Here is a 17,914-nt window from a genome sequence, read left to right as displayed (position 1 = left end):
TTATATCAACTACTACAACAAAGACAGGATCAGGCTTAATTTAAATGGAATGAGCCCGGTACAATACCGAGCTCATCACACTAATCGTTAATTCTTAAACTCGTCCAACTTTTGGGGTGCAGTCTAAAATTCAGGGCTGCCTTTTTTTGGGAAAAAATACTTAATAATTCATTACTTTCTTTTCTCTGCTGCTCTCGAAGGCAAGGTCAATAACGCGGGTCGTGCGGATAATTTCTTCCGGTTTCACGGCAAGTTCGGCTCCGTTGACAATCGCATCGTAAACGTTCTGATAAAACGGAGCATAATCGCCGGCTTCACTTTTGATAATTCCTGTATATTCTTCACTGAACAGCCGTCCCCAGCGGTTTTCAGGCTCTACGCCCCAGGGTTGGGTTGTAGGTAAAATATTCTGGCGGAGTGTTTCTTCCTGCGGGTCCAGTCCGCCTTTGATGAATGAACCTTTTGTGCCGTGCAGGTTATAGCGAAGAAAATTTTCATAAACCAGCAGGCTTGACTTGATAATGACCATTTTATCTGCATAGCCGAGCCGTACATCAAAGTAATCGTCGATTTCACTGTTTGGCCTTACGGTACGGATTTCTGCAGTAACCGTCTGCGGCTCACCGAAAAGCACAAGAGCCTGATCAATAAGATGCGGGCCGAGGTTATAAAGGTTTCCGCCTACGGGAACGCTTTTCTCTTTCCAGGATTCAGTCGGAACCACGGGCCGGAAGCGGTCATAATGGCATTCGTACTCAATGATATCGCCCAGCTTGTTTTCAGCAATCAGTTTTTTAACCGTAAGAAAATCAGAATCCCAGCGGCGGTTCTGGTATGCGGTCAGGATCAGTCCTTTTTCTTCGGCCAGTGCTACAAGTTGTCTGGCTTTGTCTTCGGTTGCAGCAAAAGGTTTTTCGATAACGACATGCTTTCCGTTTTCAAGCGCATCCATGGCATATGGAAAATGCGTGTCATTGGGCGTACATATGAATACAACGTCTATTTCTTCGTCGCTCAAAAGTTCATCGACGGATCTTGCGTTGCCGATGGACGGATCAAATTCCTGCGCTTCGTTCTTGCTTCTTTCAACCACCGTTTTGATTTTGAATCCGGGGTTCGTACTTAAAAATGGAGAATGGAAATAACGTCCGGACAAACCGAAACCAATTAACCCGACATTGAGAATTCTTGAAGACATACGATTGAATTTAGACTTTTCACAAAGGTAACTTTTGACTGCAAACTGGCAAGTAACATCAAGGCAATGCAAAAGCAACAAATTGATCTCCTGACTTTGTATTGAGCTTTCCGCCGCCGCAGGCAATGACGACAAATTGTTTGCCATTCACGGAATAAGTACTCGGCGAGGCATATCCGGCGGCTGGCAGTTTGGCTTTCCAGATTGTTTTTCCGGTGCGTTTGTCAATTGCCCTGAACTGTTCGTCGCGGCTTGCGGCTATAAATATCAATCCGCCTGCAGTAACCAGCGGCCCGCCGTAATTATCCGTTCCGGTTGGAGGAATGCCCTTTTCAGTCAATTCCTTGTATTCGCCCAGCGGCACCTGCCAGCGGTGTTTTCCCGTGTTCAGGTCAACGGCGGTAAGCGTTCCCCATGGCGGCTGGCTTACCGGATAGCCGTTTTTATCATACCAGCGATTGTAACCTGTATGCTGATAGGGAACCTGCGATGTGTTTGTGGCTGCGATTGATTCTTTTAAATTCCGGTTATATAAAAAATCAACAATTGCATCTTTTTCAGCCTTGGAAATGTGTGAAAACGAAGGCATCATTCCTTTGCCTTTTTCAAGAATGGAATGAATCTGTGAAGTTGTAAGCCTTTTATCAATGCCGGCCAGAGAAGGATACGATCCGTCATGGTTTCCGGTTCTGTCTGCGCCGTGGCAGGAAGCGCAGTTCCTTTGATATAAACCGGCTCCGGTTATGCGCTGATTGCTTGCTTTTAAATCTTTCTTAATCAAAGAAGTATAAACCGGAATTTCTTTTGCCGGCACGTACATGATGCCGTCCGGATCGGTAGCAGCACCGCCCCATTGTGCACCGCCGTCTGTACCGGGATAAAAAATGGTCATCTGTGATGTTACAGGAATGTAAGCCTGTCCGGTGCGCGCATGAAGCAGCAGTTTTTCAACAGAATCACGGCCGGCAACAAAAGAATTAAGGTCTTTTACATTAAAATGCTGGCGTGTGAACGGAACGGGCAACTCCGGAACAGGCTGGGTTGCACTCAGTTTTTCACCAGAAATGGCATCCGAAGAGAAAGAAACTTCCTTTATCGGAAAAAGCGGTTTTCCTGTAACCCGGTCAAAAATAAAGATATAACCTTGTTTGGTAATCTGTGCAACGGCATCGATGCGCTTTCCGTTGTGCGTTACTGTAACCAGATTCGGCGGTGCCGGAAGATCACGGTCCCAGATGTCATGATGAACAAACTGAAAATGCCATAAACGCCTACCTGTTGCAGCGTCCAATGCAAGCAGACAATTGGCAAACAAATTATTTCCCGGCCTGTTGCCGCCGTAAAAATCGTAAGCAGCAGAACCGGTCGGAACGTAAACGATGCCTCTTTTTCTGTCGATTGCCATTCCTGCCCATGCATTTGCCCCGCCGAATTTTTTTCTTGCAAGCTGCACAAGCCAGGTTTCAGAACCGGATTCGCCTTTGTCCGGAATCGTTTTGAAAGTCCATGCAAGTTTTCCGGTAAGTACATGATAAGCCCTTACATCGCCCAGAAGGGCAGTTTCGGATTCGGCAACACGCGTCCCGACAATGATCAGGTTTTTATAGATTGTATTCGGCGTGTTGGAAGTAACAAAATCATCCGCTCCCGGCCGTTCAATGCCGCTTTTAAGATTGATCCTGCCGTTTTCCCCGAAAGAACGGATTGGCAATCCGGTTTCGGCATTCAGTGCATAAAGCCATTGACCTGCACCGAAGAAAATGCGTTTGTTTTGTTTATCCGCCCAGTAAGTCACGCCGCGGCTTATGGTTCCGCCGACATCCGGGACATTTGATTTCCAGATTTCCTTCCCGGTTTCCGCATTGACGGCAAAAGCCTGCGTAGCTGCCGAAACAGCATAAAGAACGCCGTCAATAATGATCGGATTACTTTGTATCTGGCTGCGGTTCCGGATTGTGTCCGCTCCGCCGGAAGCATAAGTCCAGGCTACTTTAAGCTGATTTACATTATCCGCATTGATCTGATTTAATGTAGAATAATGGCTCCTCGCTCCGTCGCCGTTGTATTCGGGCCAGTCTGTATCGAGCAGAAAAGATGCAAGTGCAATGCCCGTCAAAATCAGGATCAGTCTGATCATGCTTCCTGCCAGAGTTCTTTCGCTCTTTGCAAATCCCTTTTCATTGCGTCAAATACAACTTTTTCGTCCACCGTAATTTTATCCGCACCCTGATCTGCGCCGCCCAGCGGATATTCCAGATGCAAACAGACCGGCACTTCGGTTTTTGTGTCTTTCAGCAATTTGAAGTAAGTCTTGAAATCCACCATTCCTTCGCCAAGCGGAACGCTTTTAGGCGCCCATTTTCCATTGGTTTTTTCCCACATAAAATCTTTTAACACAATGGTTTTGATGTTTGGCCGGATCAGGTTAAAGCCGGTTTGCCAGGAAAGTCCGCCTTCCAGCGTGGCGTGGCGTATATCATACTGCGCACCCATGTTTCCGGGATTTGCTTTCTGAAGAATTTCCCAGATTTCAAACATGGATGCACCCACCATTCTGCCCGCATGGTTCTGATAGCAGCCAATGAGGCCAAGTTTGTCATTCAGCTTGCTCAGCCCTGCCATTTTGTTCCTGTATTCATCAAGAAGCTGCGGAATTGTTTTCTGGTCATTGTATTTGTACCAGTTCATCCTGTAATATCTGAAGCCCAGCTTTGCAGCCGTTTCCAGCAGTTTTTTATCAACCGCATTGTTCGCATCTTCCACAGCCGTACAGAACATGGAAGGCGTAAAGCCCGCTTTTTTCATGGCGTCCACGGCTTTGGGCAGATCCGTTTCTACATTTTCCGGAACAACATGTCCTTTTGGGCGGACCGTAAGATCAATTCCGTCAAACCCGATTTCCTTTGCCGCCGCGCACATATCCGTATAGTTCAGAAACTGCAGGTGTTTTGAAAAAATATTGATCTTAAGAGGTTCTGCTGCGGTTTTCGTTTTTCCGGAAAAAACTTCGCTGGCCATTGCGGGGATTACGGCGCCGGCCAAGGCGGTATGAACAAGAAAGTCACGGCGTGATATGGGTGTGGACATATTATATTCGCCATTTTTTGGCTTTAATATTTCAGTAAATTTTTAGAATCATAAGATCGTGCGGACAGTTTTTTACCGGCGTAAAGTCAAATGATTTCAGGAATTATTCGGGAAGCTGTCAAAATAATAATTCCGGAAAATGTAAAAAGTTTCCAGCGGAAGTCCGGTGCCGTACTTCGGCCCATGATAAAAATGCAATGTATTTTTCCAAATTGTGTATTTTTGTAATATGATTGAACAGCCTGCCACAATATATTTCAGGGATGAGGAGGAATTGGCAGCAGTCTCGGCTAAACTCCTGCAAACGGGTAACGATACGCCGGTCTGGCTGTTTGAAGGCCATATGGGTGCCGGTAAAACCACGCTGATCAAAGCAATTTGCAGGCAGCTGGGTGTAATATCCCATGTTCAAAGCCCTACTTTTTCGCTTGTAAACGAATACGAAGCACAAAACGGCTGCGTGTATCATTTTGATTTTTACAGGATTAAAGATGAGACCGAAGCGCTGGATATGGGCATAGAAGAGTATTTCGATTCGGGTTGCTTCTGCTTTGTGGAATGGCCGGGCAAAATTGAAAACCTGTGGCCTGAAAAGTATATGCTGCTTAATCTGCAGGCAGACGAAAGTGGCATGAGAATATTGGAAATAAACAGGATATAAGCGGTTATATAATCAGTAATTTTTCACTTTCATTTTTTTGGTAGTAAATGGCACAACCTCAGATAACCGGTTTTGAAGAGCTAGCTAAACAGTCCGTGCTGTATCCGCAAGAATCTTTAATGGCTGTTCGGAAAGATCAAAACTCGTTGCATATCGGATTGCCGAAAGAAGTTTCATTGCAGGAAAACAGGATTGCGCTTACGCCGGACGCTGTCGGAATACTGGTCAGGAACGGACATGAGGTATGGGTTGAAAAGGATGCGGGGAAAGGCGCCAATCTATCGGATCACGAATACAGTGAAGCCGGAGCCAGAATCGTGCAAAGTGCCAAGGAAGTTTATCAGGCCAATGTCATACTAAAGGTGGAGCCTCTGGTCGATGAAGAATTTGAGTACATCAGACCCGGAACCACACTGATTTCCGTCCTGAACCTTCCGGTTCTTCAGAAAAGGTATTTTGAAAAACTGAACGAGCTTAAAATCACCGGCATCAGTTATGAACTGATTGAAGATAAAGTAGGAGGAAAGCCGATCATACGTGCGATGGGCGAAATTGCCGGAAGTACCGTGCTGCTCATTGCCGCAGAATATCTGTCAACCCCGAATGGCGGAAGAGGCATTATCCTGGGCGGAATAACCGGCGTGCCGCCGACCAAAATCGTTATCATCGGGGCAGGAACGGTTGCCGAATATGCCACACGCGCAGCAATCAGCGTTGGAGCGGATGTCAAGGTGTTTGATAAACATATTTACCGTTTGCAAAGGCTGAAATACTCGATCGGGCAGAATCTTTATACTTCCATTATAGATTCCGATACACTAGGCGAAGCCATTGCGCGTGCCGATGTGGTGATTGGGACCATGCGTGCAGAAAACGGGGCCAGTCCGCTGGTCGTAACCAAAGAAATGGTTTCCCAGATGAAGCCCGGTTCGGTGATTATCGACGTCAGCATTGACCAGGGCGGATCGTTTGAAACTTCGCGCATGACGACGCACAAAAACCCGACTTTTAAATATAATGACATTATTCATTACTGTGTGCCCAATATTCCTTCGCGCGTAGCACATACGGCGAGTACGGCATTAAGCAACGTTTTTCTGCCTTTTTTACTCCAGACGGGTACAATCGGCGGAATTGAAGAAATGATTTATGCAAACAAATGGTTTATGAAAGGTGTTTACTGTCATAAAGGAACGTTAACCAATTCGCACATCGCCAGAAGCTTCAACATGCGTTACAAAGACCTGACGCTGCTGCTGGCTGCGAGAATGTAAAAAGCTTTTGGCTGTTAGCGGATCGGCTTTCAGCATTCGGTTAACATGAAAGCTAAAAGCCGATAGCTAAAGGCTAAAAGCCAAAAAGAACAGCTAGCTTTTTACATCTAACATCTTACATTTCACAAAGAGCCAAAAGCCAACCGCCAAAAACCATGATCAACAACAGCAATGAAAATGCCCTGATGGATGATGCCAATTCTCCGGAATTGAATCAGAAACTGATGGGTTATATATCCGAAGATTTTATAAAAGTTGCCGATCAGCTTAAAGAAGCTTCTTACCAGATCAGGAAACGGGGTTTTTCCGACAATCCGATTTTTGTGGTGACCAACAATGAACTGGAACTGGGCGTTCTGCTGATCGATGCTACGGAACTTGCCAATAATTACACGTACCGCGCTTCTTACATGCAGGAATTTGTTGAGCGCAAGCTGATCGGAGAAGAATCGGTTCTGCTGTTTCAGGAAAATTACAAGAATGCGGACGAGTTCTGCTGCCTTTTTGCGTTAATCGGCGATTTCTCCGGGTTTGTGTTTGTCCCTTATCCGGAAGACTGAGTGCTGTTCAGCTCACAACAGGTTACCGGATATAAATAAGAGCCTGCCGGCAGCTAAATGAAAAAGGTATGTTTGCGTAACATTCCGAGCGGTTTGAGAAAATTGAATTAGATTTATTGAACATTAACTGATTTACGTAAACATCCCGATATGGAATCAAAATTACCTTTGGAGCGAGAACTGGAACCTGTCTTTTTACAAAAATTCCCTCCGTTTTCAGAACAGGTCAAGGAATTTGTAGTTCAGTACGGGCCTTATTTCATTCTGATCCTGTCCGTTCTGGGGCTTATGGGATTGTTTACCGCATTCGGGATTATGGGGGCCGTTTCGGGAATGGGCAGTGTTTCAACAGCATTCGGAGTCAGTTTTTATCTTAATATTGCACTCGGGGCTTTTGTGCTGATTATGTATCTCATGGCATTTTCACCGTTGAGAGCACGTAAACGATCAGGATGGAACCTGCTTTATTATGCATTGCTGGTCGGATTGGTCAGCAATATCGTGCAGCTGAACATTTTCGTGGCACTTGTAAGCGGTGTGCTCGGATTCTGGATTCTGTTTCAGATACGCGAAAAGTACATCGGGTAAATATTTTCTTGAAATTCACTGAATAAATAGCGAACGGGCATCCGTCCGCTATTTTATTTTACCATTAATCCGGCTTTTAATGCTTTGATACTTGTAACTTTAATCCGGCCTTCTAAAATTTTGCATCTTTACCGCCGCAACAAAGCAGAACTTCCGCATTTACAGGCAGCGGCACAAAATTATTCACAGACCCTTTCACAAGTATGAATATCATAGAAGTCCGGAATGTAACGAAGGAATATGCAAACCATGTAGCGCTGGACAATGTAAGCCTTTCTATTCCCAAAGGATGTATCTTCGGATTGCTCGGGCCGAACGGCGCCGGAAAAACTTCACTGATCAGAATCATCAATCAGATTACCGGGCCGGACAAAGGCGAAATCCTGTTTGACGGCCGGCATCTTGACCAAAGCCATATTTCCAGGATCGGTTATTTGCCGGAAGAAAGAGGGCTTTATAAAAAGATGAAGGTCGGCGAGCAGCTGCTTTATCTGGCGCAGCTGAAAGGATTGTCACAAAAACAGGCGATGGAAAAGCTGAAAAGCTGGTTTGTCAAATTTGATATCAAAACCTGGTGGGACAAAAGCGTTTCGGACCTTTCCAAAGGCATGCAGCAGAAAGTGCAGTTTGTGTCCACTGTTCTTCACGAGCCCGACCTGATTATTCTCGACGAACCTTTTTCGGGATTCGACCCGATCAATGCCAATCTGATCCGTGACGAAATCCTGGAACTTAAAAAAAAGGGAAGTACGATTATTTTTTCCACGCACCGGATGGAAACCGTAGAGGAACTTTGCGACAATATCGCACTGATCCACAAGGCAAAAAAAGTGCTGGACGGCCCCAAGCTGCTGATCAAGGAACAGTTCAAAACGCATACCTATTTTGTCGAATACAGAGGAAACCTGGACGATCTGGGCCAATTGTATGAACTCGGTCAGGAGAAAAACCTTGAAAATGATTACAAGCGCATCAACATTCATCTGGCAAAGCATGTAAGTCCGAATGAATTATTATTCGGTTTATTGCAGAGAGTTGAAATCCGTTCTTTCGGCGAAAACATTCCGAGTATGAGCGACATTTTCATGCGTTCGGTCAATGAAGTGCCGGAATCATAACTACTCAGCCGTTCCAACCTTAAAAATCATTATTCAATGCGTAATATATTACTAGTTATCAGAAGGGAGTATCTGGTGAGGGTCAAGAAAAAATCCTTTCTCATCATGACATTGCTCGCGCCGGTGCTTTTTGTAGGCTTTTATGCAACCGTCATCTGGGTGGCGATCGAATCGGTTGATACAAAAACAGTTCAGGTCTTGGATGAAAGCGGATTGTTCAGCAAGGAATTCAAGGATACGGAAACGCTGAAATTCATTTATATCGATTCTTCCATTGATTCGGCCAAAACGGGATTCAAAAAAAGCGATGCGAATGCGCTGGTCTACATTCCCGGCGACATCATACGCGATCCGAAAGGCGTCCGGATTTATGCCGAAAAGAATGTCAGTATGGACCTGAAATCGCAGATAGAAAAGGTCATTGAAAAACAGATTGAAGACATCAAGCTTTCGGAAGCAGGCATCACGCACAAAATACTGGAAGATTCGAGGGTGAATGTAAGTTCGGAAACGATCAGCCTCAGCGAAGAAGGTGAGAAAACAAGCAGTTCCGGTGCTGCAACGGTCATCGGCGGAATCTGTGCATTTCTGATTTATATGTCGGTTTTCATTTACGGAACGCAGGTGATGCGCGGCATTACGGAAGAAAAAACGAGCCGGATCGTGGAAGTAATTATTTCTTCGGTCAAACCGTTTCAACTGATGCTCGGAAAAATCATTGGCGTGGCTTTGGTCGGATTAACGCAGTTTGTACTCTGGATCTTGCTGAGTACCGCGCTGACAAGTGCCGCTTCTGCAGTTCTGAGCAGCAAAATGCCTGAAAATCCGGCACAAATGGCACAGGAAATGCAATCCATCCAGAAAGGAATGCCTGCGCAGGGAATGCCGGGAGGGAACGTGGAAAATCCGGTGGCCGAAGTGCTTGGCGCTGTCAACAGTCTGAATATTCCGCTGATTGTGGGTTGCTTTCTGTTTTATTATCTCGGCGGATATCTGCTTTACAGCGCGCTTTTCGGGGCAATCGGTGCTGCCGTGGACAACGATGCCGACACGCAGCAGTTTATGCTTCCCATTACTTTGCCAATCATTTTCTCGTTTGTATTTGCCCAGCTTGTCCTGCGCGATCCGGACGGAACGCTGGCATTCTGGACGTCGATCATTCCGTTTACGTCGCCGATTATCATGATGGTCCGGATTCCTTTCGGCGTTCCGGCATGGGAAATTGCGCTTTCGATGGCATTGCTTGTGCTGGGATTCATGGGAACGACCTGGCTTGCAGCCCGGATTTACAGAGTCGGGATCCTGATGTACGGGAAAAAAGTCACGTACAAGGAACTGGCAAAATGGATATTTTACAAGTGAGTTTTCCAGGCAAATTATTTGCTTTTGACTGAATATTCTGCATTTTGTGCCGTTAATACTTCCTCATATTAACACTTTTTAAGACTGTTTGAACCTTGGTGTTGAGGTAATTTTGCTAATTTTGGCCGACTATTGACAAAACTGTACGATAGGCGTCATCATCTTACTCCAATGTTTGCATTTAACTTTTTAATCTTATCTTCTTTCAAATGACCCGTTTCAACCGTTCCAACAACCTTACGGGTTGGATTGTATTCGCAATTGCATTAATTACGTACACGCTTACAGTGGAGCGTACTGCAAGTTTCTGGGATTGCGGGGAATTCATAGCTTGTGCATTCAAACTGCAGGTGCCGCATCCGCCGGGAGCACCTTTCTTTCTTCTTATCGGACGTATCTTTTCCCTTTTTGCATTCGGTGATTTAACCAATGTCGCTTACTGGGTCAATATGGTTTCCGTCGTGAGCAGCGCATTCACGATCCTGTTTCTGTTCTGGACGATTACTTTGCTTGCCCGCAAACTGATCAACAAAACGGATGAAGAACTGGATTCCAGCGATATTATATTGCTGATGGGTTCCGGTATAGTCGGAGCACTGGCTTACACGTGGTCCGATTCGTTCTGGTTTTCTGCCGTGGAAGCGGAAGTTTACGGAATGTCTTCTTTCTTTACGGCCATTGTAATCTGGGCTGTGTTCAAATGGGAAAGAATTGAAGATCCGGCTGCTGAAAACCGCTGGCTGATCCTGATTGCTTATCTGGTTGGCCTTTCCATCGGTGTCCACTTGCTGAACCTTGTTACAATTCCTGCGCTTGCACTGGTTTATTATTTCAAGAAATATCCTAAAACAAGCGTTTTTGGTGGAATCATGGCATTTGCTGGCGGCCTTGTCATTCTGGCCATTATCAACTCCGGAATTATTCCCGGGTTGCCGAGCATTGCAGGCAGATTTGAGATTTTTTTCGTGAACTCGCTTGGGCTTCCTTATAAATCAGGCGTTATATTCTTTATCATTATTTTTCTGGGCGCTCTCATATGGGGAATCCGCTTTTCACAGAAGAAAGGAAATGTACTGCTGAATACAAGTTTGCTCTCACTTGCCTTCGTGTTAATCGGTTATGCGAGTTATTTAATGGTTCTGGTGCGTGCAGAATACAATCCGCCGATCAATGAAAACAACCCGAACGACGTTCTGAGCTTTGTTTCTTATCTGAAAAGGGAACAATACGGCAGCCGACCTTTATTATATGGTCCGTCTTTTGTTTCTTCTCCGGTAAGCCAGAAACGCGGCGCGCCGATGTACCGCAAGCAGGATGGAAAATACGCCATTTACGATTATCGTCCTGAATATGAATACGAACCGGGAAGCAACATGCTTCTGCCGAGGATGTACAGTACGCAGCCCGGACACCCGCAGCTTTACCAGCAAATGACCGGACTGGCCGAAGGACAAAAGCCAACCATGGGCAACAACCTGTCGTTTATGTTTTCTTACCAGATCGGGCATATGTACTGGCGGTATTTCCTATGGAATTTCGTAGGCCGTGAAAGCGACGAAGAAGGAGCCGGAAACATGCTTCCTTGGGATACCGCAAAACAGTATCCTGCGCCGATCGCCAACAACAAGGCACATGACAATTACTTCATGCTTCCTTTTATACTGGGCTTGCTGGGCATTGTAATCGTTTATTACCGCAGCAAACGGGATCTTCTGGTTCTCGGGTTGTTATTTATTCTTACCGGCGTTGCGCTTGTCGTTTACCTCAATTCTCCACCGACCGAGCCCCGCGAACGAGATTATATCTATGTCGGATCGTTTTATATTTTCTGTATCTGGATTGGTTTCGGTGTCATATCCGTTGCAGATGCATTAAGCCGTTTTGTTAAAAGTCCGACAACGCGTGCCGGTGCAGCCACTGCATTGAGCCTTATAGTTCCAATCATCATGGGTGCAAAAGGCTGGGATAATCATAACCGCGCCCATAGGTACCACTCTGTTGATTTTGCCAAAAACCTGCTTAATTCCTGTGCGCCCAATGCAATCCTGTTTACAGGCGGCGATAACGATACATTCCCGTTGTGGTATGTGCAGGAAGTGGAAGGTTTCCGTACGGATGTGCGCGTATGTAACCTGAGCTTGCTCGGAACCGACTGGTATATCGATCAGATGAAGCGGAAAACGTACAAATCCGAAGCACTTCCGATTTCGCTGGATAAAAACAACTATGCATTCGGGAAAAACGACATTGTGCCGTTTTATGAAATCCCCAGTGTAAAAGGCGGAATCAATCTGAAAGAATACATGGGATTGGTAAAACAGGAAAATAAAGCCATTCAGGTTCCTCTGACAAGCGGCGACATGACTTCCATTCTGCCGTCGTCCGTTCTGTTCCTGCCGGTCAATGCCGAAGCGGTCAAGAAAATGAATATCATCAAAAGTGATTTGCTTCCATTCGTAAGCGATTCCATCAGCTGGACAATCGGTAAAGGAAACTTGTACAAATCCGATCTGATCATGCTGGATATTATTTCCACAAATGACTGGAAACGTCCGATCTATTTTTCTTCAACACTGGGCGGATCAAGTTATCTGAATCTGAAAGAATACATGCAGCTGGAAGGTTATGCATTTCGTTTACTGCCGGTAAAAGTGCCGGGCGCAACAGACGGCTATGTAAACACGGATGTAATGTATAATAATCTGATGAACAAAATGTTCTGGAGAGAACTGGATAACCCGAACACGTATTACGACAATACCTATCTCGGATCGCCGGTTGCTACTGCCCGGATTGCATTTCTCCGTCTGACCGGCCAGCTGATTGCCGATGGGCGCAAGGAGGAGGCTAAAAAGGCCATTGACAAGTCGCTTGCAACCATGCCCGACAAGAGCATTCCTTACGATCAGTTTTCAGCCAATTTCATCGGTCCGCTTTTTGATCTTGGAGAAACCAAAAAAGCACTGGATATCGCTGAGACCATGGCAACCCGTGCGGATGAAGTGCTCACCTGGGCAAAAGATAACGGCACTACAAAACGCCGCGACAGCAGTGTTTACCTGTACATTATGCAGATAATCGTTCAGGAATGCCGCGAGGCCAAGCAGGAAGCGGCTGCAAAGAAATATGAAGCCATTTTCCAGAAGCATATGGCCGGATATAATATGTACGGCGGCCAGCAGTAAAACAAAGAAGTATCCAAAGCAAAAGCGGGAGGTGTAAAATACACTTCCCGCTTTTGCTTTGAATATAAACGATCAATCCAGTTTCACTTTCACCCAAACCAGCCGGTGATCCGAACTGGATTCTCTTTTTTCGACCAGATCGGCCATAGGTTCGCCCTTTGCCGGCCAGAATACGCCGCTGTCCAGTACTTTCAGGCCTGTTTTTGAAGGAATGACATAATCTGCACGCATTCTCCAGACAGCCGTATGGTTTTTGGCAAATGCATTTGTGTTGCTGTGCTCGGGACCGCCTTTACTGGCAGGAGCAAGTTCGCTGTTTACTTTCGGATGACTAAGCAATGACCGGATGCCTCCTGAAATGGCATTGCCTTCATCCGGCGAGGCATTCTGGTCACCTAAAATCACAAAGGAGGAATTGGGCTTAAGTCCGCCTTTTACGCCTTTGTCATCATAAATATAGGAACTAAGGTGATCGCTGATGTAATCCCGCCAGAAGCGGATTTCGTCGTGGTTGCGCTTTCCGTTCCGGTCTTCATCGCCATCAAAGGACGGCGGAGTAGGGTGGCTGGCAAGAACATGTATGGTTTTGTTTCCGGCCATTACCGGAATATCCCAGTGCGATTTGGAAGAAAGCGGAAACTGTGCCCAGGCTTCGGGCGCATACCAGTCGCTTCCGTCCGCTTTTGTGACTTTCAATGCACCGGGCATGTCTTTCCATTTAAAGTTCTGAAAAGTACGGACATTGTTGAGGTCAATCGGAAACCGGGACAAAAGCACCATTCCGTATTGTCCGGGATAAAGGCCGTAGCCCCATGCATCGGCTCCGAACTGTTCCGCTTTTCCGTTATTGTCAAGATCGTAAGGCGATGGCTGGCCGGTATTTACCGTGGAGTAATAGTAATAAGGATAATCAATTCCTTTTTTGCCGTCCGAGCTGTCCTGCAGATAGGCTTTTACAAACTGCAGAACGCCGGCTTGCGGATCTTTCACGTAATCGAATTCATTCAGTAAAATAACGTCCGGCCTTACGGATTTAATAATGCTGGCTATGTTCCGGATTTGTGCATTGTTTCCGGAAGCCAGTTCTTTAACCAGAATCTGTTCGGAAATTCCGGGTGTTCCTTTCGGGACATAGTTTTCCGCTTCCATACTCACATTGTATGTAGCGAATGTCAGTTCATTGGTAGCAACGGGTTGAGCAAAGAGCATTCTTGAGTAAAAAAGGGCTGTGAACAGCAACATTGTTTTCATTAGGTCTGTGTTTACAGAGAATAAAAGTGAGTTTTTAAAATCAGGCTTAAAAAGAAAAGCCGCTTCTGTGATGAAACGGCTTTTCGGGAAATATAGTTTTGACTTGAATATCAATGAAAAAAATCCTTCATTTTGTCAAAAAAACCTTTTTCATTCTTGCCGGGCTTCGGCTGGAAGTTTGGTGAATGACGCAACGATTCAAGCGTTTCTTTTTCGTCAGAAGTCAGCTGCTGCGGTGTCCATACATTGATATGTACCAATTGGTCGCCTTTGCCGTAACCGTTCAGGTCTTTGATTCCTTTTCCTTTCAGACGAAGTATTTTTCCCGCCTGTGTTCCGGATTCGATACTGATTCTTGCTTTGCCGTCGAGCGTCGGAATTTCAACGGATGTTCCGAGTGCTGCGTCAATGAAGCTGATATGCATGTCAAAAACAACGTTGTTGCCATCTCTTTTCAAAGCTGCATCTTCTTCCTCTTCAATCACAATCAGCAGATCGCCTGCTACGCCGCCGCGTGCCGGCACGTTTCCTTTTCCGGACATGGAAAGCTGCATACCTTCCGCAACGCCGCCGGGAATATTCAGCGTAATCAGATCGTCCTGCAGTAATCTTCCTTCTCCCGCACAGGCTTCGCAACGTTCACTGATGATTTTTCCGTCACCGTTACAAGTCGGACATGTGCTTGTGGAAACCATTTGTCCAAGCATCGTGCTTACAACCTTGCGGACCTGGCCCGTTCCGTTACAGCCATTGCAGTTGCTGAGTGACGTACCGTTCTTAGCGCCGTTTCCGCCGCATGTATCGCAGGTTACATGTCTTTTTACCTTGATTTTCTTTTCAACGCCGTTTGCAATTTCTTCCAGATTAAGTTTCAGTTTAATCCGCAGATCTGATCCGCGCCGCACTCTGCGACCGCCGCCTCCGCCTCCGGCCCGGCCGAATATATCGCCGAACGGACTGCTGTCGCCAAAAATATCGCCAAACTGGGAGAAAATATCGTCCATAGAAAAACCGCCGCCGGCTCCGTATCCCGCACCACCGCCTGCACCGCCAACGCCTGCATGGCCGTACTGATCGTAACGCTGACGTTTGTTGTCGTCGCTCAGAACGCTGTATGCCTCTGCGGCTTCCTTGAATTTGTCCTCGGCAGTGGGATCATCCGGATTTTTGTCAGGGTGAAACTTGATTGCCAGCTTTCGGTAAGCTTTCTTGATATCATCGGCGGTTGCGCCGCGATCCACGCCAAGGATTTCGTAGTAATCTCTTTTCTTTGCCATTTTTATATTGCTGAATGTATAATGTAAGCGGCTAGCGCCATATTAAGAAATGATTATGGATGCCTTTGGTCATTATACATCATAACATTGTTGAGTAACTTATGCACCTACGATCACTTTCGCGTAACGTATGACTTTGTCGTTCAGGAAATAACCTTTTTCGATCTCGTCAATGACCTTCCCTTTCAGATCTTCCGTAGCCGCCGGAAACTGCGCAATGGACTCATGAAGTTCTGCGTCAAAAACTTCACCTTTCGACTGCATCGGTTTAAGCCCTTTGGATTCCAGCGTCTTGAAAAGTTTGGTATAGATCAGGTCAACACCCTCTTTCAGCGCATCTATATCCGTAGTGGAATCGAAGGAAACTTTGGCACGCTCGAAATCATCTACAATTGGCAGGATTAATTTGACTGTATCCGCGCTTGCACCGGAAATCATTTCCAGTCTTTCCTTTGCCGTACGTCTGCGAAAGTTTTCAAAATCAGCATAAAGACGTAAATATTTGTCCTTAAGTTCTGCAATTTCCGTTTTAGCGGCTTCAAGCGGCTCATGATTGGCAGCAGAAGGAGCTTCGCCTGTAATTTCCTGTCCGGCATTGTCCAGCGGTACGGAATTGGATGTTTCGTTATTTTCTTCGTTCACCAGATTGTCAGTTTCCAATGGAGATTTTTCCTCGTTCATATCGTAATTTTTGTCTTGATCTATGTTGAAGTCAGTGTTTTCAGGCATCATTTTTCAGCATAAATGAATTGTAATCAATCATTTTTTGTAGCCTAAATTATTTTGCCACTGCTAAAATACTGACAAGATGGCATTTTACAATCAATTTGTAACTTTGTAGAATGATAACAGAAGATTTTGTGAGGCAGGAAAGAAGTACGTTCATCAAGGCCAGAGCACTGGAATGCGGCTTTAATTTTTGCGGTATTTCAAAAGCGGAGTTTCTGGAAAAAGAGGCACCGAGGCTGGAAAACTGGCTGAACCGCAATCAGCATGGCGCTATGGGCTACATGGCCAATCATTTTGACAAAAGGCTTGACCCGCGCAAGCTCGTGGACGGTGCGAAAAGTGTAATTTCCGTTTTACTGAATTATTATCCTGCCGAAAAGCTTCCCGAAGGCGAAGAAGACCTTAAAATCTCCAAATACGCTTACGGAACGGATTATCATTTTGTATTGAAGGAAAAACTGGCATCGTTATTACAGGGCATTCAGGAAGAAATAGGCGAAGTGAGCGGGCGGATTTTCGTGGATTCTGCACCTGTTATGGACAAAGCATGGGCTGCCAAAAGCGGTCTGGGCTGGATCGGAAAAAATTCGAATCTGCTTAACAAGGAAATGGGCAGCTTCTTTTTCATTGGCGAAATCATCTGCGATCTGGACCTTGCCTACGACGGAGCTGTCAAGGATTATTGCGGAACCTGTACAAGATGCGTGGATGCCTGCCCGACCGATGCCATTACCGAACCCTTTGTTGTGGACGGAAGCAAATGCATCAGTTATTACACCATCGAGCTGAAAGATGCTATTCCGCAGGAAGTGCAGGGAAAGTTTGAAAACTGGATTTTCGGCTGCGATATCTGTCAGGATGTTTGTCCGTGGAACCGTTTTTCGAAGCCGCATACCACGCAGGAATTCTCATTGCCTGAAAGTTTGGCAGGACTTACAAACAACGATTGGCAGGAAATCTCGGAAGAAGTATTCCGGGAACTTTTCAGGCGTTCGCCGATAAAAAGAACCAAATTGGAAGGTTTGAAGCGGAATATTGATTTTGTCAGATCACCCAAATAAAAAGTACAATTAATATTTAAAGCACTTATATTTGAAGCCGGGGAGTTCCTTTCGATGACTGAATAAAACACTCAAAACATGAGAAGACAATCTGTCAATCTTTGGGCCGTGCTTGTATGTGTGGTGATTGGTCAGCTGGTGCCGGCTTTATGGCATGCTTCGTTTTCAGAGCTATGGACACAATTAAACGGCTTTACAGCAGAACAGGTAAAGGCAGCTCACGGGCCGGCTCCTTACCTTGCCAGAATTGTTTCCACTTCCTTCATGGCCTACACAATGGCGTGGGTTTTTACCAAAATCCCGGTCAAAACGCTGCTCCTCGGATTCCTCATCGGCTTGCTGTTCGGTACCGTATTCGTGCTTTTTGAAATCATCGTCAAGGATATGTTTTCCCTGCGGCCGTTGCTGCTTTCGTTTATTGACGGCGGTGCCAGCGTTATAGTATATACCATTACCGGCAGCATACTGGGCATATGGCGGACTTACGACTAGCAATTTCTTAGTATAGTACCAGTTTCAGCTACTTGCGGCATAATTAATAGTGCTGTTTGCGTACAATTATT

Annotated in this window: 16 protein-coding genes; 10 read left to right on the top strand and 6 right to left on the bottom strand. The window is 45.8% G+C overall.

Annotated elements, in window-relative coordinates:
* The first annotated feature begins 4 nt into the window (after window positions 1–4).
* Window positions 5–91 (top strand): IS3 family transposase, encoded by an 87-nt coding sequence (locus FEM33_RS26965; RefSeq protein WP_374756416.1) that lies wholly within the window; start codon window positions 5–7, stop codon window positions 89–91.
* A 69-nt stretch (window positions 92–160) separates the two neighbouring features.
* Here FEM33_RS26965 and FEM33_RS04060 read toward each other — a convergent pair whose 3' ends face one another.
* The 3 genes from FEM33_RS04060 to FEM33_RS04050 are packed head-to-tail and all read right to left on the bottom strand — an operon-like array spanning window position 161 to window position 4,285.
* On the bottom strand, window positions 161–1,198 hold the full coding sequence (locus FEM33_RS04060) for a Gfo/Idh/MocA family oxidoreductase (RefSeq protein ID WP_139010824.1): 1,038 nt from the start codon (window positions 1,196–1,198) through the stop codon (window positions 161–163).
* 58 nt (window positions 1,199–1,256) lie between these two features.
* Window positions 1,257–3,335, bottom strand: coding sequence for an outer membrane protein assembly factor BamB family protein (locus tag FEM33_RS04055; protein WP_139010823.1), 2,079 nt, complete (start codon window positions 3,333–3,335; stop codon window positions 1,257–1,259).
* Window positions 3,332–4,285 carry a sugar phosphate isomerase/epimerase family protein gene (locus FEM33_RS04050; protein WP_139010822.1) on the bottom strand — a complete coding sequence of 318 codons (954 nt, stop codon included), beginning with the start codon at window positions 4,283–4,285 and terminating at the stop codon, window positions 3,332–3,334. Before FEM33_RS04050 ends, FEM33_RS04055 begins: the two co-directional genes overlap by 4 nt.
* Window positions 4,286–4,514: 229 nt before the next feature.
* Here FEM33_RS04050 and tsaE point away from each other — a divergent pair, with 229 nt between their 5' ends.
* From tsaE to FEM33_RS04015, 7 genes are all read left to right on the top strand, one after another.
* Window positions 4,515–4,946, top strand: coding sequence for a tRNA (adenosine(37)-N6)-threonylcarbamoyltransferase complex ATPase subunit type 1 TsaE (gene tsaE / locus FEM33_RS04045; RefSeq protein WP_139010821.1), 432 nt, complete (start codon window positions 4,515–4,517; stop codon window positions 4,944–4,946).
* A 47-nt stretch (window positions 4,947–4,993) separates the two neighbouring features.
* Complete coding sequence (locus tag FEM33_RS04040; RefSeq protein ID WP_139010820.1) at window positions 4,994–6,220, top strand: alanine dehydrogenase; 1,227 nt, start codon at window positions 4,994–4,996, stop codon at window positions 6,218–6,220.
* 155 nt (window positions 6,221–6,375) lie between these two features.
* Window positions 6,376–6,780, top strand: coding sequence for a hypothetical protein (locus FEM33_RS04035; protein ID WP_139010819.1), 405 nt, complete (start codon window positions 6,376–6,378; stop codon window positions 6,778–6,780).
* 150 nt (window positions 6,781–6,930) lie between these two features.
* Window positions 6,931–7,368 (top strand): hypothetical protein, encoded by a 438-nt coding sequence (locus FEM33_RS04030; RefSeq protein ID WP_139010818.1) that lies wholly within the window; start codon window positions 6,931–6,933, stop codon window positions 7,366–7,368.
* A 203-nt stretch (window positions 7,369–7,571) separates the two neighbouring features.
* Window positions 7,572–8,486 (top strand): ABC transporter ATP-binding protein, encoded by a 915-nt coding sequence (locus tag FEM33_RS04025; RefSeq protein ID WP_139010817.1) that lies wholly within the window; start codon window positions 7,572–7,574, stop codon window positions 8,484–8,486.
* A 36-nt stretch (window positions 8,487–8,522) separates the two neighbouring features.
* The gene (locus FEM33_RS04020; protein ID WP_139010816.1) at window positions 8,523–9,848 is read left to right on the top strand and encodes an ABC transporter permease; all 1,326 of its coding nucleotides are present in this window, start codon (window positions 8,523–8,525) and stop codon (window positions 9,846–9,848) included.
* A 209-nt stretch (window positions 9,849–10,057) separates the two neighbouring features.
* Window positions 10,058–13,033, top strand: a complete 2,976-nt coding sequence (locus FEM33_RS04015) for a glycosyltransferase family 117 protein (protein WP_139010815.1) — start codon at window positions 10,058–10,060, stop codon at window positions 13,031–13,033.
* 72 nt (window positions 13,034–13,105) lie between these two features.
* Here FEM33_RS04015 and FEM33_RS04010 read toward each other — a convergent pair whose 3' ends face one another.
* From FEM33_RS04010 to FEM33_RS04000, 3 genes are all read right to left on the bottom strand, one after another.
* A complete protein-coding gene (locus FEM33_RS04010) occupies window positions 13,106–14,284 on the bottom strand; it encodes an endonuclease/exonuclease/phosphatase family protein (protein WP_139010814.1) in 1,179 nt (392 codons plus the stop codon).
* Between the two features lie 110 nt (window positions 14,285–14,394).
* A complete protein-coding gene (gene dnaJ / locus FEM33_RS04005) occupies window positions 14,395–15,561 on the bottom strand; it encodes a molecular chaperone DnaJ (RefSeq protein WP_139010813.1) in 1,167 nt (388 codons plus the stop codon).
* Window positions 15,562–15,660: 99 nt separating this feature from the next.
* Entirely contained in the window at window positions 15,661–16,290 is a 630-nt protein-coding gene (locus tag FEM33_RS04000; protein WP_139010832.1) for a nucleotide exchange factor GrpE, read from the bottom strand.
* A gap of 113 nt (window positions 16,291–16,403) precedes the next feature.
* On the opposite strand from FEM33_RS04000, the gene queG reads away from it, so the two are divergent.
* The gene (queG, locus tag FEM33_RS03995) at window positions 16,404–17,351 is read left to right on the top strand and encodes a tRNA epoxyqueuosine(34) reductase QueG (protein ID WP_139010812.1); all 948 of its coding nucleotides are present in this window, start codon (window positions 16,404–16,406) and stop codon (window positions 17,349–17,351) included.
* Window positions 17,352–17,429: 78 nt separating this feature from the next.
* Window positions 17,430–17,843: a DUF1761 domain-containing protein gene (locus tag FEM33_RS03990; RefSeq protein WP_139010811.1), complete on the top strand. Its 414-nt coding sequence runs from the start codon at window positions 17,430–17,432 to the stop codon at window positions 17,841–17,843.
* Window positions 17,844–17,914: the final 71 nt, after the last annotated feature.

Source organism: Dyadobacter flavalbus, assembly GCF_006149045.1.
Classification (GTDB): Bacteria; Bacteroidota; Bacteroidia; order Cytophagales; family Spirosomataceae; genus Dyadobacter; species Dyadobacter flavalbus.
This window is presented reverse-complemented; position numbering and strand designations above follow the sequence as displayed.